The 23725-nt window shown below is 42.3% G+C and carries 20 protein-coding genes; 5 read left to right on the forward strand and 15 right to left on the reverse strand.

From position 1 onward, the window contains the following. Positions 1–401 precede the first annotated feature (401 nt). The 10 genes from bamB to ACT3TH_RS02060 form a co-directional block, all read right to left on the reverse strand. On the reverse strand, positions 402–1610 hold the full coding sequence (gene bamB / locus ACT3TH_RS02015) for an outer membrane protein assembly factor BamB (RefSeq protein WP_444754177.1): 1209 nt from the start codon (positions 1608–1610) through the stop codon (positions 402–404). An 85-nt stretch (positions 1611–1695) separates the two neighbouring features. Further along, entirely contained in the window at positions 1696–2493 is a 798-nt protein-coding gene (locus ACT3TH_RS02020) for a YfgM family protein (protein WP_444754178.1), read from the reverse strand. A gap of 97 nt (positions 2494–2590) precedes the next feature. Then, a complete protein-coding gene (gene hisS / locus ACT3TH_RS02025; protein ID WP_444754179.1) occupies positions 2591–3892 on the reverse strand; it encodes a histidine--tRNA ligase in 1302 nt (433 codons plus the stop codon). Positions 3893–4017: 125 nt separating this feature from the next. After that, positions 4018–5133: a flavodoxin-dependent (E)-4-hydroxy-3-methylbut-2-enyl-diphosphate synthase gene (gene ispG, locus ACT3TH_RS02030; protein WP_444754180.1), complete on the reverse strand. Its 1116-nt coding sequence runs from the start codon at positions 5131–5133 to the stop codon at positions 4018–4020. An 86-nt stretch (positions 5134–5219) separates the two neighbouring features. Beyond that, on the reverse strand, positions 5220–6032 hold the full coding sequence (locus ACT3TH_RS02035) for a helix-turn-helix domain-containing protein (RefSeq protein ID WP_444754181.1): 813 nt from the start codon (positions 6030–6032) through the stop codon (positions 5220–5222). Further along, entirely contained in the window at positions 6029–6964 is a 936-nt protein-coding gene (gene pilW, locus ACT3TH_RS02040; RefSeq protein ID WP_444754182.1) for a type IV pilus biogenesis/stability protein PilW, read from the reverse strand. The genes ACT3TH_RS02035 and pilW overlap by 4 nt, the downstream gene beginning before the upstream one ends. 211 nt (positions 6965–7175) lie before the next feature. Beyond that, positions 7176–8405 (reverse strand): 23S rRNA (adenine(2503)-C(2))-methyltransferase RlmN, encoded by a 1230-nt coding sequence (gene rlmN / locus ACT3TH_RS02045; RefSeq protein ID WP_444754183.1) that lies wholly within the window; start codon positions 8403–8405, stop codon positions 7176–7178. A 331-nt stretch (positions 8406–8736) separates the two neighbouring features. Then, positions 8737–9168 (reverse strand): nucleoside-diphosphate kinase, encoded by a 432-nt coding sequence (gene ndk / locus ACT3TH_RS02050; protein ID WP_346717933.1) that lies wholly within the window; start codon positions 9166–9168, stop codon positions 8737–8739. A 376-nt stretch (positions 9169–9544) separates the two neighbouring features. Continuing rightward, positions 9545–10834 (reverse strand): adenylosuccinate synthase, encoded by a 1290-nt coding sequence (locus ACT3TH_RS02055; protein WP_444754184.1) that lies wholly within the window; start codon positions 10832–10834, stop codon positions 9545–9547. Between the two features lie 165 nt (positions 10835–10999). Continuing rightward, positions 11000–12295, reverse strand: a complete 1296-nt coding sequence (locus ACT3TH_RS02060; protein ID WP_444754185.1) for an ATP phosphoribosyltransferase regulatory subunit — start codon at positions 12293–12295, stop codon at positions 11000–11002. Positions 12296–12776: 481 nt separating this feature from the next. Between ACT3TH_RS02060 and ACT3TH_RS02065 the strand changes: the two genes are divergently transcribed. The 4 genes from ACT3TH_RS02065 (at position 12777) to ACT3TH_RS02080 (ending at position 16433) form a co-directional block, all read left to right on the forward strand. Next, complete coding sequence (locus ACT3TH_RS02065; RefSeq protein WP_444754186.1) at positions 12777–13166, forward strand: DUF2237 family protein; 390 nt, start codon at positions 12777–12779, stop codon at positions 13164–13166. 58 nt (positions 13167–13224) lie between these two features. Further along, positions 13225–14439, forward strand: a complete 1215-nt coding sequence (gene corA, locus ACT3TH_RS02070) for a magnesium/cobalt transporter CorA (RefSeq protein WP_444754187.1) — start codon at positions 13225–13227, stop codon at positions 14437–14439. 292 nt (positions 14440–14731) lie between these two features. After that, positions 14732–15406, forward strand: coding sequence for a hypothetical protein (locus tag ACT3TH_RS02075; RefSeq protein ID WP_444754188.1), 675 nt, complete (start codon positions 14732–14734; stop codon positions 15404–15406). A 58-nt stretch (positions 15407–15464) separates the two neighbouring features. Continuing rightward, positions 15465–16433 carry an RCC1 domain-containing protein gene (locus ACT3TH_RS02080; RefSeq protein ID WP_444754189.1) on the forward strand — a complete coding sequence of 323 codons (969 nt, stop codon included), beginning with the start codon at positions 15465–15467 and terminating at the stop codon, positions 16431–16433. A gap of 116 nt (positions 16434–16549) precedes the next feature. Here the strand turns inward: ACT3TH_RS02080 and folD are convergent, their stop codons facing one another. The 3 genes from folD to tviB form a co-directional block, all read right to left on the reverse strand. After that, a complete protein-coding gene (folD, locus tag ACT3TH_RS02085) occupies positions 16550–17437 on the reverse strand; it encodes a bifunctional methylenetetrahydrofolate dehydrogenase/methenyltetrahydrofolate cyclohydrolase FolD (RefSeq protein WP_444754190.1) in 888 nt (295 codons plus the stop codon). A 573-nt stretch (positions 17438–18010) separates the two neighbouring features. After that, positions 18011–19039 (reverse strand): NAD-dependent epimerase/dehydratase family protein, encoded by a 1029-nt coding sequence (locus ACT3TH_RS02090; protein WP_444754191.1) that lies wholly within the window; start codon positions 19037–19039, stop codon positions 18011–18013. Positions 19040–19066: 27 nt separating this feature from the next. Next, positions 19067–20341 carry a Vi polysaccharide biosynthesis UDP-N-acetylglucosamine C-6 dehydrogenase TviB gene (gene tviB / locus ACT3TH_RS02095; protein WP_444754192.1) on the reverse strand — a complete coding sequence of 425 codons (1275 nt, stop codon included), beginning with the start codon at positions 20339–20341 and terminating at the stop codon, positions 19067–19069. An 894-nt stretch (positions 20342–21235) separates the two neighbouring features. Here tviB and rluB point away from each other — a divergent pair. Next, a complete protein-coding gene (rluB, locus tag ACT3TH_RS02100) occupies positions 21236–22162 on the forward strand; it encodes a 23S rRNA pseudouridine(2605) synthase RluB (RefSeq protein ID WP_444754193.1) in 927 nt (308 codons plus the stop codon). Between the two features lie 229 nt (positions 22163–22391). Here the strand turns inward: rluB and ACT3TH_RS02105 are convergent, their stop codons facing one another. Together ACT3TH_RS02105 and ACT3TH_RS02110 are read right to left on the reverse strand one after the other, a co-directional pair. Continuing rightward, on the reverse strand, positions 22392–22949 hold the full coding sequence (locus ACT3TH_RS02105; RefSeq protein WP_444754194.1) for a hypothetical protein: 558 nt from the start codon (positions 22947–22949) through the stop codon (positions 22392–22394). Between the two features lie 61 nt (positions 22950–23010). Next, entirely contained in the window at positions 23011–23655 is a 645-nt protein-coding gene (locus ACT3TH_RS02110; protein WP_444754195.1) for a hypothetical protein, read from the reverse strand. Positions 23656–23725: the final 70 nt, after the last annotated feature.

The raw sequence follows: 23725 nt of genomic DNA on the forward strand, positions 1-23725 counted from the left end.
ATAGTTAGTTATATTGCGTTTAACAAACAGTATATAGACTGACTACATTATATATAAACTGTGTGGTCAGTCCAAAATAAAAAAGAATCCATATATATGGTGTTTTACTGATATCAAATTTTCTCGCTTACTATGAACTTTACAAACAAGCAGCTTTAAAAGATATATTTCAGTAAGACTCCATTCTTTTTTAAATGAATCAACTATATATAAATAACGCCTACGGCGCATCGGTCGCATAGAGTACGCGAAAGCCTGTGTTTAAACAAGCAGTTTACACAAAGCACTAAACGCCGACCAAGCAGCGTTTATTTCTATATGTTATAAAAACACGTCCAACCAGCTAGCGCCATAATGCTATCAAAACACATTACTTAGTATAGGGCTGGTTAATAAAATTCTTAGCGTGCCAACTGCCAAATAGCTACTTGGCCTGAAGTGCTTTGAGTCATTAAACGGCTTCCTTGTACTTGCAAGCTACTCAATGCGCCTTTGGTCTGTACACGGCTGACGATTTTTCCACTGGCAGGATCAAATAGATGCACCACACCATCCAAATCACCCACTGCAATATAATTGCCAATCATTACAGGGTTGGTCAAGTGACGATAAGCCAGCTCTTCACTCTCCCATAGCACCGCACCACTGTTGCGATCATAAGCAGCTACTTTACCGTCCAATCCTGTAGCAATGACTTGTTGGTTATTCACTGCCAGTGATTTTAGGCTAGCAAATTCATTGACGAACATCACTTGACGCGTTGCCAGATCAATGCCGAGCAATTGACCACTATAACTCACGGCGAACAGCTGGTTTTTATCCACGATAGGCGTGCCATCGACATCACTCATTCGCTCAACTTCGCTACTGCCCGTACCGACACCAACGCGTCTTGACCACTGCGGTAGGCCACTGTCGGTCGTTACTGCATGTAAGCGACCATCAGCTGTTGCTAATAGGGCGGTTTTGCTGTCTAACAAAGTAGGTGCTGCACTACCACGTACGCTGATGGCTGGTACTTGCGTGGCAAATTGCCAGACAGACTGCCCCGTTTGTAACGACAGTCCATGCAAAAAGCCATCGTTTGCAGATAAAATCACACGGTTATTGGTAATAAGCGCTGGTGTCAAAACCGTTCCTGACAACTGTTTCTGCCAACGTTTGGCCCCAGTAGCACTATCAAACGCCATAACCTGTCCGCCACGAGTACTGATAATAGCTGTCTGACTCAACGCATCCAAGGCCACACCGCCCGTGATTTGATCCCCAGCTTTAACCGACCAAATACGTTCGCCATTACTGTTAAAACCTGTTAAATCTCCACCACGCGATGCAGTAACGATCTGCCCATTGGCATAACCCACTTGCAAATCTAGCGGATCTTTATTACTGGCTTTTTTATTACCGACATCGGTACTAAACACAGGTTGTAGTACAGTAATAGGCTGAGCGATCTGTATCAGTTTTACCGGATCATTAACAACGGGTTTGATACCGCGGTTACACCCAATCACCGCAGTGCTCATTACTGCCAGTACTGCCACATGCATAACCGTCGTCTTGATAGTTCTTGCTTTTGATGTTCTGCTAGAGCGAATAGATTGAGTCATTATAGGTTCTCACTACAAATAAATTATTAACAATTAGGTAAAACGCTAAAGCTATTATTAGTCAATGGCGCTCATTACTATACAATTACGGTGCAACCCCGACAGCAGCATTTTCTGCAGCGCCTTCTTGTACCAGTGGCTGTTCAGGCGTAGCTGATTCTTGAATAAGGCTTGCTTGCTCTTCGATAGGCTCAGGCACGATACCTAAACTTTCCATCTTTAATGCCAATACAGCACGCGTTTCTTGACGAGTACGTAGCAAATCCCAAGCATTATTGTACGACTTAATCGCTGAGTCTTTATTGCCTTGCGCCAAATAAATGTCACCGAGCAATTCTTGCTGGCTGGGTTCAAATGAGCTTGGCATGTCATTACTGGCTTCTGCTAATGCCGCATCTGCATCACCTGCAGCCAACAACGTTGTTGCATAGCGCAGACGCGTAATCGCTGCTAAACCTGCATCACCCAAATCGATTGCTAGAGCCTTTTTAAGCGTTTCACTGGCTTCAGTAAATTCATTACTGTCAACTTGCTGACGCGCTTTAATCATAAGAGCTTGCCAAGCGTACACTGAATCACCATGTTTGCTGACCAGCGCATCAATGTCTTTATTAAGCTGTGTACGGCTCTGAGTAAGAGCGTCTTTTGCTTCCGCTTCTAAATCTGGGTTTTGCGAGGCCAAACTGACTTCTTCATTCAATCGCTGGATATCTGCATAATGGTCCGCTGCCACAGTATCTACTCGCGCATGGTTATTCTGCCAATAAGTCCAGCCAAAATAAGCGGCCAGCGCCAGTAAAATTGCAGTGACAATATAGCTGCCATATTGCTTTAACGCTTGCATTGAACTGTCTGCATTTGGCGAATTAGGTGTCAGAGCCATACGTATTTACCTGATAAAATTTATATTTAATTGCTGCTAATAAAGGTCAAAACCGAAGATAGAGTGGCTTATGATAGCAACCGTAATGAGTAAGCAATCAGTTGCGAGAAAAATTGTCTCTATTTGAAAGCCAATCTTGCGCCACTGTCTGCTGCTCACCTGTCTGCATGTCTTTTATACTAATGGTATTATCATCCAACTCTTGCTGCGCGATAATAACGGTCAATGCAGCACCTGATTTGTCTGCTTTTTTCATCTGTGCTTTTAGACTCGTGGCACTCGCCATTTTGACACGCACATCGGGACGGCTATAGCGCAAGCGTTGTGCATAACCAATGCCTGCGTTATAAACTTCTGGATGAGCAACAACAAAGACATCACAAGCGGGTACATCAGCAATCGGTGCTACTGCTTCTATCAGCAACAATAAACGCTCAAGACCCATTGCAAAACCAACAGCAGGCTCAGATTTTACAGGTTTCTTGTCAGTTTTATCATCGTTTGTGCCGATGGATTTTAATTGTCCAACTAAACCATCATAACGACCGCCTGCACAAACAGTCGCTTGACTACCAAGTTTGTCAGTTACCCATTCAAAGACAGTCTTATTATAATAATCAAGCCCGCGTACCAAATGTGGATTGATTTCAAAATCGATGCCAAGCTCGGTCAGATAAGTTTGCACTTTTTCGAAATGTATTTTGCTTTCTGTACCCAAAAAGTCAGCCAGTTTTGGCGCGTCTGCCAATACCGCCTGTGTACTTGCCTCTTTACTGTCTAAAATACGAAGTGGATTGGTTGTTAAACGGCGCTTGCTGTCATCATCAAGCAAATCCTTTTTATCCGTCAAATACGCGACCAGTGCTTCACGATAGGCATAGCGCTCATCAAGCTCACCCAAGCTGTTCAATTGCAGATGCAGCTCATCTTTTAGACCCAATTCTTGCCACATCAAATGAGTCATGGCAATCAATTCGGCATCAGCATCAGGTAGCGCACTACCAAAACTTTCTACGCCCAGTTGGTGGAACTGACGATAGCGTCCTTTTTGCGGACGCTCATAACGAAACATTGGACCGATGTACCACAATTTAGGTGTGTCACCACGTAAAAGGTTGTGCTCAATTACTGCGCGCACAGCACCTGCCGTTCCTTCAGGACGCAAAGCTAATGGCGTGGGTGGCTCAGATTTATCGGTAAAGCTGTACATCTCTTTTTCGACGATGTCGGTTGCACCGCCAATGGCACGCGCAAATAAATCTGTTTGTTCAACGATTGGTAAACGAATATGTTCAAAGCCATATCTGCCCAGCACTTTTGCCAAAGTCTCCTCTAAGTGCAACCATTTTGCAGACTGTTCTGGCAAAATATCATTAAACCCTTTAATCGCTTTAATCATGGTCCCGTCATATCCTTAAAAGTTCTAACAAGTGTTTCTATTATTGTTGTTTTTGCTCGTAATTGAGCACAGTTTTCAATAAGGTAATTAATTGGCTTTTATGCTTGGTCATGCAACGTTATGATTTATTTGACTCGAATAATCTCATTTTCACGTTTTTTGGCCAAATCTTCTGCATGAGCGCGTACCATACCTTCTATTTCATCGACTAAATTATCCGTGTCAATCAAATGGCTCTTTTCACCCATCCGGTATACCAGCGACTTTGGCGCCGCCCCAACGATACCGATATCCGCTTCTTTTGCTTCGCCTGGGCCATTGACTTTACAGCCAATCACTGACAAATTCATCGGCTCACGAATGTCTTCTAAACGTGATTCTAATGCAGTCATAACTCTGATCACGTCAAACTCTTGACGAGAACAACTCGGACACGCGATGAAGTTAACGCCATTAGAGCGAATATTTAGCGATTTTAAAATATCAAAACCAATTTTGATTTCTTCTTCAGGCTCTGCAGCCAATGAAATCCGAATAGTGTCGCCAATACCGTCCAATAACAAACCACCAAGAGCGATGGCAGATTTTACGGCACCTGTACGGTAAACACCCGCTTCCGTAACACCCAAATGTAGTGGGTTATCGATTTCTGCTGATATTAGGCGATAAGCATCCATTGTCAAAAACACGTTACTGGCTTTGACTGATACTTTGTACTGATCAAAATTAAGACGTTCTAGTATATCAATATGACGCATTGCCGATTCAAGCATTGCCTCACCAGTTGGCTCAGTATATTTACGCTGAATGTCTTTTTCTAAAGAACCTGCATTGACACCGATACGAATCGGAATATTGTGATATTTGGCACAAGCGACCACTTCACGTACTTTGGCATCACTACCGATATTACCAGGATTGATACGCAGACAATCAGCACCCGCTTCAGCAACTGCTAACGCAATTTTATGATCGAAGTGTACGTCAGCAATCAAAGGCACGCTGACCAACTTTCGGATTTCACCAAACGCCTTGACCGTGTCCATTGTTGGTGTTGAGACACGCATCAAATCCGCCCCTGCCTCGACACAGCGCTCAATTTGAGCGACAGTCGCTGCCACATCACAGGTATCTGTATTGGTCATACTTTGTACGCTGATTGGCGCATCACCACCAATCGCGACATCACCGACATATATTTTTTTGGTAAGACGACGGTTAATAGGCGCTGACGTTGACATATAAAAACCCTTCAATTGGAGCGAGAAAAACGGAGAAAAACCACACTCATAGTAGCTTTTAACAGCTGTCAATCACAGTTTTAAAATTAAGGTGCTAATTCAAAGCTGGCTTTTTTATCAGTTGCATAAGTATCCAAAGCAACCGCTTCTTGATTGAGCGTTAAGCTCACGTTATCGATATTGTCAATTTGTACATTAAACGGAGGCACGCCCGACAATTGATAATCACCAGACGTCTGAGTACCACTTATAAGGCTGTTACCAGAAGCATCGATAATACTGACGTTAGCGGTGTCAGTCAGTGTGACTGACAAATTTGCTTCGCTTGCATTAGCGCCGCCCAAATTTAGCGCAGAACCAGACGAACCAATACCCGTCGTATCACTAATAGCGGCACCTTGAGCTTGCTCTGTCGCCGAGATGTCCTCAACTGTCGATACTGGTTCTTCAGTGTGCTCTTTACTTGCGTGACTGACCATACGGAACAAGAATACCGCTAATATGATGACACCAATGACCGCTACGATCAGTAAGGGATTAAAACGAATACGATTGTGCGTATCACGCTGTAGTGTACCCATCGGACGCAAGGGGGTGTCAGTATTATTTAGAGATTGAGCCTTGAGTTCGTTGGGATAAGCGGCGTCGAAGCTACTTGCGATTTTTATTGGATCCAGTCCCAAATACTTGGCATAATTAATCGCAAAACCACGAGCAAATGCGGGCTGCGGCAAGTCAGAGAAATTCTCGTGCTCCAGCGCTTGCAAATGGCGCTTTAAAATAAATAGCTCAGCGGCTGCCTCGTCTAAGCTAACTTTTTTGTTTTTACGGGCTTGCTGCAACGTAGCACCAAATGATCCCTGAGCGTTAGATTGAGTGTTTGATGATGGGGTGGTCATTTCCATGGTGCCTCTGGATTGTTAAGCCAAGTCTTAAGTTGTTTTGCTTCATCACTTAATGGATAAGCAGATAAAAGCTGCTGTGCTAATTGCTGGCGAGTTGTTATATTATTTTGGGCAGCAGCGATTTTGATACCTTGTAATAGCAAGCGCGGGCTAATACCTTGCCCCTTCACCAATATTAATGTCTCATCATACAGCCTTTGAGCTTGCGTTACACGCTGCTGCTCAAGCAATAAGTCCACCAATTCGATATGAGCAATGATGCTATTACGATTGCCATCAAGCGCTCGCAAAAAAGCTTTTGCAGCAGCATCGCGGTCACCCAATTGAAGGTAAGTACGTCCTAAATTTTCTAACGCACCAATACGTCCATCATAGCCCAATGCCGCGCCTGCAATCTCAAATTGTGCGGCGGCCTCGCGATAGCGCTTCATCTGCGATAAGTAAACGCCGTAGTTATTGTTTGCTTGCTCAAAATTCTTATCAAGCATGATGGCTTTTTTAAAATATTGATCGGCTTTTGCAAGATTGATACTGCTGCCCTCTTGCTGCAACAAAACGCCCATCATATCATAGGCTGGCGCGTAACGGCTATCAGCAGCAAAGGCTTTTTCGAGCTGCTGCTGTGCGGTATCAAGCTCGTTCTTTCGAATATATTGTGCGGCAAGTGAGGTGCGCACACGAGCAATTTCTTGCTTATCTAAGTTGCGATTGTCATTCGGGCGGGTGGACGCTTGATAAGACGTACTGCCTGTCAAATCATTGGTTGGTGTACTTTGACAGCCCGTCAGCAGCAATCCTGACAAGGTCATCGCGAGTATCATCCGTTTTGACACTACTGCTTGGACCGTCATTGCCCTCAATGCTTGATAATCTTGAGACGATAGGTATTGATATTTGAACTGACAAGAATTTTTAGAAGTCATCATAGCCGCCATCATAAAACTGTGATTCAATGCGTTCGATCCTCGAGGCATCAGTTTAATAGATTTAACCCCCATAAGTACAATTTAGTTGTCATTAATTGCTATGGTCGACAATCCTAATGGTTATTGCTACATTTTTATTACCTTTGTGATAGATAAAAGACAACTAAGCTGCTATACAAAGCGAATTTTTATAGTTAATACGCTCATTGAACTATACACTTTCACGATCTTTGATACTCTGCTGCCAAGCGGCTGAGCGTCGGGTACGATCAGCAACTTGTCCAACCAATTGACCGCAAGCGGCATCAATATCATCGCCGCGAGTTTGGCGAATGGTACAAACAAAACCTGCTTGACTCAAAATATTGCTAAATGCATGAATACGATTGTTGCTTGATTTGTCATACGGGGCATGTGGGAACGGATTAAATGGAATGAGGTTGATTTTGCTTGGTAGACCTTCCAATAACTTAACCAGTTGCGCTGCATGTTCATTGCTATCATTGACGCCATCCAGCATGACATACTCAATCGTCACGTGCTTTTTATGACGTGGATTGACATCATAGACGTAATTTTTTGCTGCCGCAATAAGCTCATCTAATGGGTACTTTTTATTAATAGGCACCAATTCGTTTCGTAGCTCATCGTTTGGCGCATGTAATGAGATGGCCAATGCCACGTCAATGTCTTGCGCCAGCTGATACATTTTTGGTACGACGCCTGAGGTCGATAGAGTCACACGACGCTTTGATAAGCCATAGGCGTGATCGCTTAGCATAATTTCCATCGAGCCGACCACAGGCTTATAGTTAAGTAATGGCTCACCCATACCCATCATGACGACATTAGTAACGTTGTTTTCCCACAAGCTGTGGTCAACGTTCTCTAAGCTTTCATTTTCATCCGTCATATAAGACGCATTGGCCACCCAAAGCTGTCCGATGATTTCAGCGGCACTCAAATCGCGCTCAAACCCCTGCTTACCTGTACTACAAAAGCTACAGTCCAATGCACAGCCCACTTGTGAAGACACGCATAGAGTTTTGCGACCATTAAGTTTACTGTCATCTGCTGGGATTAACACAGTCTCAACTAGTGAGCCACCTGTGACTTCAAACACCCATTTACGTGTACCATCATCGCTATACTGACGATGAATCACTTTTGGTGGAACGACGCACGCATTGAGTGACAATTTATCACGCAAGGATTTGCTCAAATTGGTCATACGCTCAAAATCAGTCACACCGTGCTGATATATCCACTTAATGACCTGTGTGGCGCGAAAGGGTTTTTCGCCGATACTTTTGAAGTATTCGCCAAGTTGCGCTTGCGTCATGCCTAACAAATTGGTTTTTGCCTGCGCTTCATCGACTAGCTTGATGCTATCTGTAATCTTAGTCGGTACGTGCTGGGTCGGTGTTTGTACAGTTGACATAATAAGTAACCTTTTTGCATGAAATTAAACAATCGATGCAATTATTTATATGGATGTTGCTATATGCGGTGCATGAGCAATCCGTTATAAGCGCCCGTTTCATCAATTGATTTATCCAGTCACAGATAAAAATTTGATAAAAGCATGCTGATAAGGGATTGATAACGCTGATTAAATACGATAATGAGGGAGAAAATCGATAATTTCAATAAAAACTGACATTATTATAATCGTTAAAACGGCTTATACCCCTAAGATATAAGCCGTTTTGCGAAACCAATCATTAATTATTACTAGAATAGATACTAGTCGATATTAATAATTGCCGCTATTAACGCGTACGAGCACAAACTTCGTCATCGTTGAAGAAATAGCTGATTTCGCGTTTGGCTGACTCTGCTGAATCTGAACCATGAACCGCGTTTTCATCGATGCTGCTCGCAAAATCTGCACGGATAGTACCTTTTTCTGCGTCTTTTGGGTTGGTTGCACCCATGATTTCACGGTGCTTAGCGATGGCGTTTTCGCCTTCTAATACAGATACCAATACTGGACCTGACATCATGAACGATTTTAGATCATTATAAAATGGACGCTCTGCGTGCTCAGCGTAAAAACCGCCTGCTTTTTCATCATCAAGTTGTAGCATTTTCGCTGCAACGATTTTTAGACCCGCTTGTTCGAAACGGTCATAGATCGCGCCGATATGGTTGCCAGCAACCGCGTCAGGTTTGATGATAGATAAGGTACGTTCGTTAGCCATAAAAAGCTCCTAATAAATGATAAATTCAATAAAAAATAGAATAGTAATTACTTTGTTTTTTCTTTAGCCACAATGTTGATTTAAGCTGATTTAACCGATTCATGGGTTGCCTATAGGACAACATGAGCGCCAACTTAGCCAACATAGGATTGCTGCCTATTATAATGATTAAGACTATAAATGATAGGGTTAATTTATGATTGTGTCTTGCATAAAAGTAAATTTGGCCGCCTCAAGCCATTAATAAAGCCCTGATTTTTTATACAAACAAAAACCCCAATGCTGAGCACTGGGGTCTTATTATTTGATCTACCTATCAATAGTGGGACAAATATACAGCTAATACAGCAACAGCTTTATATTTGGTTTACTATAATTAAGCATCATATGGGTCACGAAGTACGATGGTCTCTTCGCGGTCAGGACCGGTTGAGATGATATCAATTGGACAGTCAATCAATGCTTCGATACGCTTGATGTATTTTTTGGCGTTTTCTGGTAGGTCGTCATAATTGGTGATACCAACGGTTGACTCGCTCCAGCCTTGTAGCGTCTCATACTTTGGTGTAACTGACTCATAGAATTCAGCATCATGTGCGCCTGCACACTCTGTCTCAGGTAGGTTGTAACCGACACCGATTAGCAACTCTTCTAAGCCATCCAATACGTCAAGCTTGGTCAAGCAGATACCAGACAGTGAGTTCAATACTACAGCACGGCGTAGCGCTTCTGCGTCAAACCAACCACAGCGACGAGCACGGCCTGTAGTTGCGCCAAACTCATGACCAACTTTGGCCAAATGCGCGCCAACATCATCAAACAACTCAGTTGGGAACGGACCACTACCAACGCGTGTGGTATAGGCTTTAGTGATACCCAATACATAGTCTAAATACAGCGGGCCAATACCAGTACCTGTCGATACGCCGCCAGCTGTCACGCTCGAGCTGGTCACAAATGGATACGTACCATGGTCGATATCTAGTAACGTACCTTGAGCACCTTCAAACATCAGATTTTTGCCATCCAAACGCAACTGATTCAAGTCTTCAGTTACATCGGTAACCATCCCTTTGATCTCTTCTTTCCACTCTTTACAAAGTCTAAGCGTCTCATCAAAATCAATCGCATCAACTTTATAGTACTCAGTCAATTGGAAGTTATGATATTCGATCAAGTTGCGCAGTTTTTCTTCTAGATCATTGCGGAACAAGTCAGCTAGCTTAATTGCACGGCGAGCCACCTTATCTTCGTACGCAGGACCAATACCACGACCCGTCGTACCGATCTTACCAGTACCGCGCTTGGCTTCACGAGCTTGGTCAAGGGCAACATGGTATGGCATGATAAGTGGACAATTTGGTGAAATGCGTAGACGCTCACGTACGGGTACATTATTGTCTTCAAGCTCTTTCATTTCTTTTAAAAGTGCGTCAGGTGCCAGCACCACGCCATTACCGATGAAGCATGTCACGCCTTCACGTAAGATACCTGATGGGATTAAATGCAGGACGGTGGTTTTGCCATCGACAACCAACGTGTGACCAGCGTTATGACCGCCTTGAAAGCGAGCGACGGCTGAGGCTTTTTCGGTCAGTAAATCAACGATTTTACCTTTACCTTCATCGCCCCATTGGCTACCCAAAACTACGACATTCTTACCCATGATCAATCCTTACCTTTATGTATTGAGGTGTGTGTAATAACGGTTTAAAAACCACGATAGTTTTAATAACGATAACGTTAATAGTATTAAAAAGTAATAACAACTTCAAAAATCAATGCTTCGTTTACAGTAGGTTTTAATCAATTAATAACTGAGCTGATAGGCTTATACAGCCTGCAACTGCCATTGATTGTCTACAAAGCTTAACTGGTGCGTTATGTTGTTTGGACGGTCTTCTGCATTTAATGGCAGCGTGACGCGATGGCCTTGTTGGCGCAAACTCTCGACTTGCTGTAGCAGCGTTTGTTTTTGTTCTTCGTCTGCACTGCTGGACGCCGTATAATCTACCAGTACGACGGTTGGCGCATCAAGCTGAGTGTGAGCCAGCAAACGGCTGACATCCATACTAAAACCAGTGGCTTCACGCAACTCATGACCTGTTAATTGACTGCCGCTTTGCATACCATCGAAACGGCCACCGCGTACCAGTGGTTGTGTTTCGCTATTGATATAACCATTGAACACGATACCAGTATGATAATGATAGCCCGACAACTCTGTCACATCGATACTCACATCACAGTGCCACTGTTCTTGCAGATGGGTTTTTAGTCGTTGTAACTCATCGATCGCAGCAGCGACTTGGCTGTCTTGCTGAGCGCTTGTAGACAGTTTAGTCAACAGATTGGCAATATCATGACCAAAGCGAGCCAATACATAAAAATCATCACCCATCGGCAAGGCCTGACATATCCGTTTTAGCTCTGGCAAGTTTTTATTGGCATATAAATGCATCAATTGCTCGGTATCACCATCTGACAATTGCGCCAATTCAGCCAGCCGCTTAAAGATTGCCACATGCCCCAAATCGATATGTAAGGCAGCACTCATGTTTAGCGTATTGATCATAGTGAACAGAACATCAATCAGCTCGATATCTGCGGCAAGCGAGGCGCAACCAAATATCTCGGCACCCAGTTGTAGCGGTGTTCGTGAACCAAAAAGCCCTGAAGGCAAGGTATGAATCACATCACCCGCGTAACAGTATCGGGCTATACCAGTACCACCATGATGCGCATCGATACGCAAAATCTGCGGAGTAATATCAGCACGTACGCCCATCAATCGACCTGTCAGCTGGTCAATAATCTTAAATGTTTGACGCTTTAAATCCTCTGAGGCATCACGTAACAACGATTCGGTAAACTCGATCATTGGCGGACTCACCAGCTGATAACCATGCGTGATGAGCTGCTGCGTCAAACGATACCTAAGCACTTCTTGCTTATGGGCATCTTCAAACAATACGTCCACTACCCCATCAGGCAACAACCAACTATTGGCAACGTCGTTAAAAGAAGGTATACGCTTAGGCATAGCGCCGTTTTCGGCAGAATGAGCCGCAGCGTTATTGATGGTATTTGACTGGGCGAGTTTTGCAGAATCAGAACTGACAGACACAATAAATCCTTGTTTGGCGTAGCGCTTACCAAAAAAACGCGGTACTGATGCGATACCTAAAGGTTATATTTACAATTGGGTTAATATCGTGCATTTTTTATTTTTAACGCGCAACATCATTGACCCAATTATTTATAAACAAACTAGGTAGCCGCAAAAGGGTGAGTAATAAGTATAATTTAGAATGATAAGACGAGTATCTTTATGCACAAATACATTGCGATAAATAATCAAGGCACTTTACGCTTTAGTTTAGCATAGCAGTTTGGCTTCGCCTAGTCACAATTCGCCACAATCACCATCTAATTAATTCTCATCAACATCAAAGATGAAAAGTGTCTAATCGCCTTATACATACAATGATCAATCAAGAATAGTAACTTACATTATCAACGATAAAGAAAATTATAAGCGTGGTTAGAACAACGCCTCAGGCACAGACTCATGGTACACTAACGCATATTTTTATCTCGGAAGCCTTATGTCATCTGATTACCACCCAAACCCCGCTATCAATCAAACCAATGTTTTGGGCACAGCGCTTGCCAGCTGCTGTTTTGACCCAATTACTGGCTATTATCGCAATGGCTTTTGTCATACTGGCAATCATGATGTCGGACAGCATACCGTCTGCGCCAAGATGACTAGTGAGTTTTTGAACTTCTCAGCCAGTCGCGGTAATGATCTCATTACACCTCTGCCTGAATATGGCTTTGAGGGCTTGAAACCTGGCGATTACTGGTGTATCTGTGCTCTGCGCTGGGTTGAAGCACTGGACTTTGATATTGCGCCACAAATAAAACTAGAAGCGTGCCACGAAAGTTTATTGAGCTTGGTCGATATTGAAACATTAAAAAGTTACGCGCTCTAATAAAACGTATTTTTTATTTTGATTATTACAAGTCTTTTACTTTATTAAGGGAGGGTGTATGGAAAACAATAACGACCAGTTAATTAAAAAAACAGCGCGTATTGCACCTGACTCCAACGTCAATCGTATTTATGCCAATATGAATGACAAGCATCTTTATTTAGATAATGATGACAGCTATATTTATGGCGATGCGGATGCGACGACTGAAGACACGATTGAGACCATGACGGTCTATGATCCAGACTCTGAGCGCTACGAAGATATTGATTTATCCAGTTCTGAGGAAGTGGTCAACTGCTATGCTTATTCGCGCAAAACTGGGCAAAAACTGGATCAAGTGGCTCTCAATGATGTCAGTCGCGCCTTGAGCAATAATGGTCAGTTTATCTGGTTGGGTCTTTATGACCCAAGCCTAGAGACCATGGTCAAAGTCAAAGAAGCTTTTGAGTTGCACGAATTGGCTGTCGAGGATGCTTTTGCAGATCATCAGCGTGCCAAAGTTGAGAATTACGACAATGACATGGTGTTTGTCGTGCTGCGTACGGCTAAACTTGAAGGTAACATTATCCGCTACGGCACCACAGCGATATTTATGGGTAAAAACTACCTGATTACTATCCGTAATGGCCCATCGAACTCTTATGCGCCCGTTCGCGAGCATTGTCACCGTCGTCCTGAAAAGCTACGCATGGGCCCTATCTTTGTGCTACATGCCATTCTCGATTTTATCGTGGATAACTACATGCCGATCACCGATCGCTTGGGTCGCTATCTGCGTGAGCAAGAACGTTATGTATTTACCTACGAGTTTGACAAAGGCACGTTAAAAAACCTGTATGAGCTTAAATCACAGCTGGTACACATGCGTGCCATTATTCTGCCTGTGCAAGACATCTGTAGCTTTTTTATCAATCACAAAAAAAGCGAGCTGGTCTCTGGCTTTTCTCAAGCAGCCAAGCCCTACTTTCGCGATGTGAATGACCATCTGTTGCATTCTTTAGATGCGATAAATGGTCTCAATGAGATGCTGAGTGTGGTCATGAATACTTATATGGCTATGGTCAATATGGGACAGAACGAAGTGGTACGTAAGCTTGCTGCTTGGGCTGGTATCTTAGCAGTACCAACAGCCATCGCTGGTGTCTACGGGATGAACTTTGATTTTATGCCTGAATTACATTGGAAGTATTCCTACTTTGTCATCATGCTAATCATTGGTTCGTTGTGTGGCTATCTGTATTATAATTTCAAAAGATTAAAGTGGTTATAGCGACCTTTTGAATATCACTATTTGTTCATTTATTAATACTCATTTATTAATAATAGTATCGCTACAAATACTATTTTTCTAATTGATTGTTGATAATGATTCTTACTTATAATATGATTCGCAGCTATTATTGCGCAATGCTTGCTATCATCCATACCCTACCATTTCAAAAAATGACGACTAAGACAATTAAGATTGGTTCTATCAAAACCGCCTATTTTATGAGACGTCACAATGAATTCTTTTGCTTTATTTTTTGAAACGATAATGTCTTGCCTCTTTTAAGGTTTTTATGCGTTTATCCTCTATTGCGCAAGCACTGGCTTTCGTTGCCACGGCCTTGCTGTTGACCGCTTGTGGCCATAATTCTGATTCCGATACGGCCATAACAATCATCGATGGGACACCGCCTCTATTAACGACCGACAGCAGTTTTACGGATGGTTATACTGCTGTGGCAGCGGTCTTTGTCTCCGGCCAAGTACAAGACAGTAGCGGTATCAGATCCTTAACTTATACGCTCAATGAAGAACCACCGCAAACGCTGACAATTGATAAAGAAGGGTATTTTGATGATCGTATTTTATTGTCCTTGGGTAGTAACAAAGTCACTTTAGAAGCCACAGACAATGCGGGCAATATCATGCGCTCAACCAAAACCCTCTATCTGGGTGATACGGTCGCCGCAGGAGGCTCGCATACAGGAGCGCTTCGAGATGGACAACTGTACGGCTGGGGTCGCAACAATTATGGACAAACAGGTCTTGGCCTAACAACCAAAGTGACTGACGTCATGGGTCATCCTGACACGCCAGTGATAATAAGCCGTGCACCAAAAAACTTGCTTTCTATCAATTATAATCAAAACCATTCATTGGCTATCGACAAGCATGGCAAAGTCTATAGCTGGGGCGCGGACAAGTATGGGCAGTTGGGGCGCGGCGAGCTAGGTCGCAACAAACTGTAACGACACCGAAGACTGTCGTCTCAATATCAGTCCTATTGCAGGCATAGACCATGCCGTCATGGCAGCGGCAGGCTACAAGCATAACTTGATACTTACCAGTGATGGTAGCGTTTGGGCATTTGGTGCCAATGATCAAGGACAGCTAGGTAATGGCACGAACAGTACCAGCAGCCTTCCTGTCAGTGTTGACTTTTCGGCAGCAAACGACATTGGCCACATTGTGCAAGTGGTCGCTAGTGCCAACAGTTCTTACGCCTTGGATGATAAAGGTCAGGTCTGGGGTTGGGGCAGTGATGCTTATGCCAATCTTGGAAAAGGCAGTGCTTGTACTACTGCCACTCACTGTACCAATATCAATGCTACACCAGTACGTATCCACGTTATCAACGATCAGGTCAAATCTAGTACCGCTCAAAACGCCGAAAAAGTGACTCAGCTTGCTGCAGGGCGCGATCATGTCTTAGCATTGACTAGCGCAGAAACCGTGTATGGTTGGGGATTAAATGATACTAGCCAAGTCGGCTATAACGGTGAGACACTCCACAATACCGAAAATGCATGGGCAAACATCATTGTCATGCCAACCAAAATCCCATGGTTTACTAATAAAGATATCCGCCGTGTTTATGCCAACGGTCATGCCAGCTATGCGTTATTAGACAATATGTTGATTGATTCTGAATCTATGAGTCCTGAATCGACAGACACTGAATCAAAAGCCAATGGTATCCTCTACCCTTGGGGTGCGTTTGGCGAAACGAACAGTGCTGGCAATACCATTTATCGCAACTTAGATGAACCCAACAATAAGGTGCTCAGCCTAAAAAATATCGATAATATGGCAGTAGGTATTATGCATCTGATTGCTCACGAAAAACCGCGCCATCAAAACAACATGAGTGACTTAAAAAATGACTCGCTACTGACGTGGGGCTGGAGCTTTGAAGGCTCATTAGGCAACAAAGACACTACCCAGATCTGGATGTATAATACACCCTCACCAGTCAACTTACCAAGTCAGCTTTAACGAATAGGTGTTCATTGACCTTTTGATAAAGCAAATAAAAAAGGGCTACCTATTGGTAGCCCTTTTTTATGATTTACGTGTTTGCCGTTCAGATAAATGGTTTAACAGTAATTTTATTAGCTAACTGTGCTGTTGTCCAAACCTGCTGATTTTTCAGCGGCATCGACTGTTTGGCGAATGAGAGTGTTAATGGTCATTGGTCCGACGCCGCCTGGTACTGGTGTATAGGCACTGGCGATATTTTCTACACCTTGCAACTCTATATCACCAACGCCGCCATTATCTGTGGGATGAAAACCTGCATCGACGACAACGGCACCTTTCTTAATCCATTCTGCTTTAATCAGCTCAGGTACCCCTACTGCACCAACGACGATATCGGCACGTTTGATATGTGCAGCCAAGTCTTCGGTTCTGGAATGGCAAATAGTCACTGTACAGTTAGCATTCAATAACATCATTGCCATTGGCTTACCCAAGATGGCACTGCGCCCTACTACCACCGCTTCTTTACCTGAAAGTTCAATACCATAATGGTCTAGCAAGTGCATGATGCCTTGCGGTGTGCATGAACCATAAGCGGACTGTTGCATGGCCATACGACCGAAACCAAGACAAGTCACGCCATCGACGTCTTTTGCCAAGTCGATCTGCTCAAAACAAGCCCGCTCATCGATATGGGCAGGCACAGGATGTTGCAGCAAAATACCATGCACGTCAGGATTGTTATTCAGCTCATCTATCTTTGCCATTAGCTGCTCGGTCGTCGTCTCACTTGGCATCTCGACTCGTATAGAATCCATACCAACCCGCTTGCAGGCGTTGCCTTTCATACGCACATACGTGGCTGACGCTGGATCATCACCGACCAATATCGTCGCTAAGCTTGGTGTACGTCCCGTTTTATCCTTGATGGCATCCACACGTGTGCGTAGTTGCTGTTCTATTTGTTTGGCAAGTGCTTTGCCATCCAAAACCATGGCAGACCCTTGGACAGTAGACATAATAACTCCAATAGAGGAAGCGTTAAAAAAGTAAAGACAGCGCTCGCAAATACGTTGCATGCCTGTCTTATGCTTAAATAGTATACAAAACTGAGCGTTTATTTACCTTTAGTATTGTACCTGGCTGGGCAAAAAAATCCTAGAGTGGAGTAAAACCGAGACCAAAAAAGTAAATAGGTAGATATCGGTATAAGCGTTATGATTAGTAAAATCTGACGATATTCAATTAAGGCAGATCTCATTTTGAAAATACAGGTAGAAGTGAGACCGCTTACCGTCAAATAATAAAAATAGCTTAGACAGTACCAGAGTATTGACAAGCTATTTGATGCTATTTTACAAAATATAGCCATTTTTAGTTCATTTAAATGACTGCTAATCGAATTGAGGATACGCCTTAATTGATAGTTATAAATTATCAAAATTTCTAATATTTCTTAATTCTATATTCACAGCACTTTTTGTATTACTATACTAGTACCTATAACACATATATCTTTTAAGAACTTACTTAAACTTTTTAACTTCCCGTAAAGCACCCGAACTTTATTATTTAGAAACCTATACTCAATATCATTTTAGAGACTTAACATACCATGGCATTGCTCTCTCGATACCTTGAATGATATCGAACTGTGGAACGTAACCTAAAATTTTGTGAATTTTACTAATATCTGCTTGGCTATGACGTACATCACCTTCTCGAAAACCTCTATACACTGGACTCTGAGCATAGTCCACACCATTGCTAGTTAAATTTTCTTTCAACGCAGTAAACAAAGTGTTAAGTGTTGTACGACCTCCAACAGCAACATTATAGACGTGGTTTTTAGCTTCCTCAGAAGCAGCCGCTGCTAAAATATTGGCCTGTACTGCATTTTCGATAAAATTAAAATCACGGCTGGTCTCGCCATCACCATTAATATATACCTCCTTCCCACTGATCATCGCACCAGTCCATTTAGGGATTACTGCAGCATAGGCTCCATCAGGGGTTTGACGTTTACCAAAGATGTTGAAGTAACGCAGACCAATGGTTTTAAAGTTATAAGTACGCGCGAATACGTCTGCATAGAGCTCATTAACATATTTGGTGACAGCATAAGGCGATAAAGGGTTACCAATATTATCTTCAACTTTAGGTAAAGCAGGATGGTCACCATAAGTTGAGCTACTTGCTGCATAAGTAAAGCTAGCTACTTTGGCATCTCGTGCAGCTACGAGCATATTTAAAAAGCCTAGTATATTAGTATTATTAGTATTGATAGGATCAGCGATCGAACGTGGTACTGAGCCTAAAGCAGCTTGATGCAATACATAATCTACATCCTTACAAGCAGCCTCGCAGTCAGTCAACTGACGAATATCACCTTCTATAAAATTAAATCTCTGCCATTGCTCATCACTTACTAAACCTCTGACTTCATCTAAATTATGCTGAAAACCAGTCGCAAAATTATCCAAACCTACGACCTTTTGATCAAGAAGTAATAATGTCTCAAGTAAGTTTGATCCTATAAACCCTGCAACCCCAGTGATCAGCCATGTTTTAGGAGTTTGGACTAACTTTTCTTTGACTTTTTCGTAAGCTATAGCTGTCATGAATTTTTTCCGTATTACTTAAAAGGGTTATAGGCGAATATCAGTTACATCTTTATTAAAAACATATTTTAAATCATATAGTACATGGTTATTTTTACCTAAATCTCTGATGCGTTTTACACCCATATCGATAAACTCATTATGAGCGACTGCTAAAATAACAGCATCATATTGCTGTGAGACAGGTTGAGAAATCGGTGTTATATTATATTCTCGCTTAGCTTCCTTAGCATCTACCCAAGGATCGTAGACATCGACGTCTATATTATACTCTTCTAGCTCATGTAATATATCTATTACTTTAGTATTACGTACGTCAGGACAATTTTCTTTAAAGCTCAATCCCAGTATTAATACTCTAGCGCCTTCAACTTGTATGCGCTTCTTAATCATTTTCTTAACTAACTGTGTGACTACATACGTGCCCATACTATCATTTAGACGACGACCAGCAAGTATAATCTCTGGATTATAGCCTATGGCTTGAGCCTTATGTGTCAAATAATAAGGGTCAACACCAATGCAATGACCCCCTACTAGTCCAGGCCGAAAGGGTAGAAAATTCCACTTTGTTCCTGCTGCCTTTAGCACCGCCTCAGTATCTATGTTCATTTTATTAAAAATAACTGCTAGCTCATTGACGAGGGCAATATTCACATCCCTTTGTGTATTTTCGATAACCTTGGCCGCTTCTGCAACCTTGATGCTTTCCGCTTTGTACGTGCCTGCAATAATAATCGAGTTATAAACCTCGTCGATAAAATCTGCAACCTCTGGTGTAGATCCTGAGGTCACTTTCAAGATATTTATAACACGGTGCTCTTTATCGCCTGGATTAATACGCTCCGGACTATAACCTGCATAAAAATCTTTATTGAAAGTCAGTCCAGAAAACTCCTCTAATACAGGGATACAAACTTCTTCTGTTGCGCCTGGATATACCGTCGACTCGTAAACTACAATATCGTTTTGTTTTAAAAAAGTTCCAATAACTTTTGAAGCATTAATAAGGGGTTTAAGATCAGGCTGCTTATAATCATCTATCGGTGTAGGTACAGTCACAATAAAGAAATTACAGTTTTTCAATGCTTCAGTTTCCGAGCTGTAACTTAAATGTGTCGCTTGTGCTAGCTCCTTATCACTGACTTCTAAAGTATGATCAATACCATCTTTCAATGCTTTGATACGATCAGTATTGATATCAAAGCCGACCACCGTATGTTGTTTACCAAATTCAACAGCTAACGGCAAGCCTACATAACCAAGGCCAATTATTGCAATCTTAATTTCACTAATATCCATAACTAAGCCCTATATATCACTATTTTCAAAAATTACCGTTTTAGTTTTTGAGACTTTACTTATGGTTTCTTCTCAATAACCCTCTGTAAACTGACGAAACTACTCTTTTAACCTATTATGTTGTATTTTTCTAGTTTTATATAATCTCAAATATTATCTTTTCAACCTAGCCTAACAGATAGGTGCTTTTGATGCTATTGAGTCTACTTGAAAAAGTTACCCTTCATTAGGGATGATTACAGATAACCTGCAGTGCAATCTTTGTTTAATATTATGCTAATATTCTATATAACTAATTATTTCTAGTAGGAATAATTACTAGTCCTTAAGGGAATATCAATATTCTCTGACTACTGTATTTGGTTTGTAGGTTCATTAGCTGGTGATAATACTACAAATTGTATATACGGACAACACGCAGAGGACTTAACAATTTATAGGATTTTCAAACATTCATTAACATAATTTACTATAGCTTAAGCTACTAGAACCTATCTATCAGCAATATATATTTATCTATGATATTTCTCTGTAGAAAGTATAGTTTTAGCTTGTAAAAACACATACTTTTATACTTTTTTTACTAAAAGCATACTCATATGGCGAGCCATCTTCACTATCTTTCTTTACTTATGTGTCAGTATATTTGATAACACTGATGATGACCTAGCCACGTCGACACATTATTAACTCAACTTATATAAGAATAGGATAAATATTATTTACATAGTCCACCATAATTAAAGATTTTAGCCAAATGGTTACTTACCATAGCTTAGATAATTGCAATTATTAGCGACAGGTTTGCGTGCTAAAGTGGTCAAAATAGCGTAGAATAGTCACTCCAATTTTATACATTGAGAAATGTAAATCCACCGACTCAAGGACATGATTATGAAAGATGAAAAGTTACAGAAAGCGCTTGCCCGTATGGGACTTGGTTCACGCCGTCAGATGGAAGAAGTCATTAAGGCGGGACGTGTCTCTGTCAATAATGGCCCAGCCACGATTGGTGACCGCGTAACACAAGGTGATGAGATTCGCGTTGATGGCCGTCAGATCAAGTATACCGCCGAAAACGAAAAGCGTCGCCGCGTACTCGCTTACTATAAACCAGAAGGCGAAGTGTGTTCTGCGAAAGACCCTGAAGGTCGTCCAACGGTTTTTGAGCGCTTACCAAAACTGACGCACGATCGTTGGGTGATGGTTGGACGTTTGGATATCAATTCAACTGGCCTGCTCTTGTTCACTAACGATGGTGAAATGGCGCACCGTTTGATGCATCCATCGAGCGAAGTGACGCGTGAATACGCGGTACGTGTATTAGGTGAAGTCACGCCTGAGATCGCTCGAAACTTGACGGCTGGTGTGATGCTAGAAGATGGCATGGCACAGTTTGAAGATATCAAAGACGGCGGCGGTGAAGGCGTCAATAAATGGTATCACGTCAAGTTAAAAGAAGGTCGTAACCGCGAAGTACGTCGTTTGTTTGAGTCGCAAGGTCTAAAAGTCAGCCGTCTACTCCGTACACGCTACGGTACGATTGCCCTACCAAAAGAGTTGCGTACTGGTCGTTTCTTAGAGCTGGACAAAAAAGACATCAACACCTTGACAGATTTGGTGAGCTTGCGCCCACGTTATGGTACTGGTCTACATGGTGCAGCAAAAGAGAAGCAAGAACGTATCAGAAACAAGCCACTAAAAGCACGTCGTCCAGATAGTCGTGGCGATAGCAATAACGGCAGTGCTAAACCTAAGAGTAGCGGCAGTCCTGCAAGTCGCGGTTCGCGCAATACTCGTGACCGTAACGACAAGCGTTAATTTACTGTCTAAATAGAGTAAGTACCAACGTTATAACACGCTACTGAGTTCTTGCTTGCTGTGTCGTTGCTGACAGAGGCTATGTGAAATTTATCTCAGTAGTACTTGGTTAATTTTATAGTGAATCAACGATAATTATAGCGCTAGTCCAAAAAAAGCGGACAATGACAAATAATCATTGGCCGCTTTTTTATGCTTAATTATTGGGCCGATGCGAACTTTAATAGTTTTAGATATCATGACTCTCAAGATATTGATTCATCATGCGCAGGTCTTGCAGGTGCTGCATCTCCATTTGTTCCAATAATCTATCCAAACGCTGCTCAATATTATCTAATACCTTTTGTAGCAACTCGGCCGCTTCCGCTTTTTTTTCATAACTTGCGTGTTTGGCGTTTGCCTGAATATGCGTTAACTGATGATAGCTGGTCAGCATTTCAGGCAGTCGCGTCTGTAGCATTTTATGTAATACAAACTGCGCTTCGGTGACAGCAGGGGTTTTATTTTGCGTTTGTAGTTCTTTTTGATAAGACTGATAGTGATTTACTTTTTCATCAATACGTTTTAGCTGCTGCAACTGATGTTCTGGTAAATGTTTTAAGTGCTGCTTGTTTAAAGTGAGCTGTTGCCAGCGTAGCGTAGATGATGACAAGGGTACCTGATAATCTTGATACGTGAGTACACCTGGAGAAATACCAACCGCCTTATGAAAAGCGTGCCAGCATTTTTTCCCCAAATAAAAGGTGGTAATCGTTGTCACGACGCCAACGCCTATTAGTATACTCATATACACTCACTATTTGTCTTTCAATCATGCGCCCTATCAGTTCATGTTTAACGTCTATCACTCACAGCTTGATGTTGTTATCTTTTGGACTACTTCTATCAGAATCATGCGTTACTTTGACACTATCGCTAATATTATTAAGCGAAGGCACATCCGCATCAGTTTTTGGATTATCAAACCGCTTTTGTAGATATCTATTAGTGACCAGCAGTTTTTGTCCATCTTGATGGTAAGAAGCATTTAGCAAGTCATCAAACTGTGTATTGATGGTTCCAAGTACCTCGAGCAATGCTTCTTTGCCAGTGACATTCGAGTGCTTAATTTTGGTGGTATCGGCAAGCGCACCATCTAAGTCATGTAAACGGCGATAATCAGCCACGGCATTAGGTATGTGAGTGTCCATCAAATTTTGAATCATGATGTAGGTTTCGTTGACCGTATCCTTGTCGTCAATTTTCCCATCGTTATTGGTATCCCCATAGATAAGACGAAGCTTCTCACCTTTTTGGTTAATCTGAGTGAGTACTGTTTTGACGTCTTCGGGTAAGCTTTTTTCAGGGATATAACCCAATTGCGGCATGGCTTTATATTCAAGCATCTTAGGTGCAGTGACTTTTTTGATACCACGGTAACCTAGATATAACCCAGCTGCTGGTAGCATCCCGTATAAAACAAACATCACGAACATCGCAGTCAATTGGGTCATCAGATTGTCCTTTTATGGTTCAACAGCGCTTAAATATCTTTATATGTATGAGAGTAAACGTTTCTCATAA

It is taken from the genome of Psychrobacter sp. AOP22-C1-C5 (genome assembly GCF_052378885.1).
GTDB lineage: Bacteria > Pseudomonadota > Gammaproteobacteria > Pseudomonadales > Moraxellaceae > Psychrobacter.

What these genes read in the sequence shown, in the direction of transcription:
- ispG (WP_444754180.1), bottom strand. Translation starts at nt 5,133, where the DNA reads ATGTCAACGTCAGCGCCTATTAACCGTCGTCTTACCAAAAAAATATAT.
- ACT3TH_RS02105 (WP_444754194.1), bottom strand. Translation starts at nt 22,949, where the DNA reads ATGAGTATACTAATAGGCGTTGGCGTCGTGACAACGATTACCACCTTT.
- bamB (WP_444754177.1), bottom strand. Translation starts at nt 1,610, where the DNA reads ATGACTCAATCTATTCGCTCTAGCAGAACATCAAAAGCAAGAACTATC.
- tviB (WP_444754192.1), bottom strand. Translation starts at nt 20,341, where the DNA reads ATGGATATTAGTGAAATTAAGATTGCAATAATTGGCCTTGGTTATGTA.
- ACT3TH_RS02110 (WP_444754195.1), bottom strand. Translation starts at nt 23,655, where the DNA reads ATGACCCAATTGACTGCGATGTTCGTGATGTTTGTTTTATACGGGATG.
- ACT3TH_RS02065 (WP_444754186.1), top strand. Translation starts at nt 12,777, where the DNA reads ATGTCATCTGATTACCACCCAAACCCCGCTATCAATCAAACCAATGTT.
- corA (WP_444754187.1), top strand. Translation starts at nt 13,225, where the DNA reads ATGGAAAACAATAACGACCAGTTAATTAAAAAAACAGCGCGTATTGCA.
- pilW (WP_444754182.1), bottom strand. Translation starts at nt 6,964, where the DNA reads ATGATGACTTCTAAAAATTCTTGTCAGTTCAAATATCAATACCTATCG.
- ACT3TH_RS02020 (WP_444754178.1), bottom strand. Translation starts at nt 2,493, where the DNA reads ATGGCTCTGACACCTAATTCGCCAAATGCAGACAGTTCAATGCAAGCG.
- rlmN (WP_444754183.1), bottom strand. Translation starts at nt 8,405, where the DNA reads ATGTCAACTGTACAAACACCGACCCAGCACGTACCGACTAAGATTACA.
- folD (WP_444754190.1), bottom strand. Translation starts at nt 17,437, where the DNA reads ATGTCTACTGTCCAAGGGTCTGCCATGGTTTTGGATGGCAAAGCACTT.
- ndk (WP_346717933.1), bottom strand. Translation starts at nt 9,168, where the DNA reads ATGGCTAACGAACGTACCTTATCTATCATCAAACCTGACGCGGTTGCT.
- ACT3TH_RS02090 (WP_444754191.1), bottom strand. Translation starts at nt 19,039, where the DNA reads ATGACAGCTATAGCTTACGAAAAAGTCAAAGAAAAGTTAGTCCAAACT.
- ACT3TH_RS02080 (WP_444754189.1), top strand. Translation starts at nt 15,465, where the DNA reads ATGGCAGCGGCAGGCTACAAGCATAACTTGATACTTACCAGTGATGGT.
- ACT3TH_RS02055 (WP_444754184.1), bottom strand. Translation starts at nt 10,834, where the DNA reads ATGGGTAAGAATGTCGTAGTTTTGGGTAGCCAATGGGGCGATGAAGGT.
- ACT3TH_RS02075 (WP_444754188.1), top strand. Translation starts at nt 14,732, where the DNA reads ATGCGTTTATCCTCTATTGCGCAAGCACTGGCTTTCGTTGCCACGGCC.
- hisS (WP_444754179.1), bottom strand. Translation starts at nt 3,892, where the DNA reads ATGATTAAAGCGATTAAAGGGTTTAATGATATTTTGCCAGAACAGTCT.
- rluB (WP_444754193.1), top strand. Translation starts at nt 21,236, where the DNA reads ATGAAAGATGAAAAGTTACAGAAAGCGCTTGCCCGTATGGGACTTGGT.
- ACT3TH_RS02035 (WP_444754181.1), bottom strand. Translation starts at nt 6,032, where the DNA reads ATGACCACCCCATCATCAAACACTCAATCTAACGCTCAGGGATCATTT.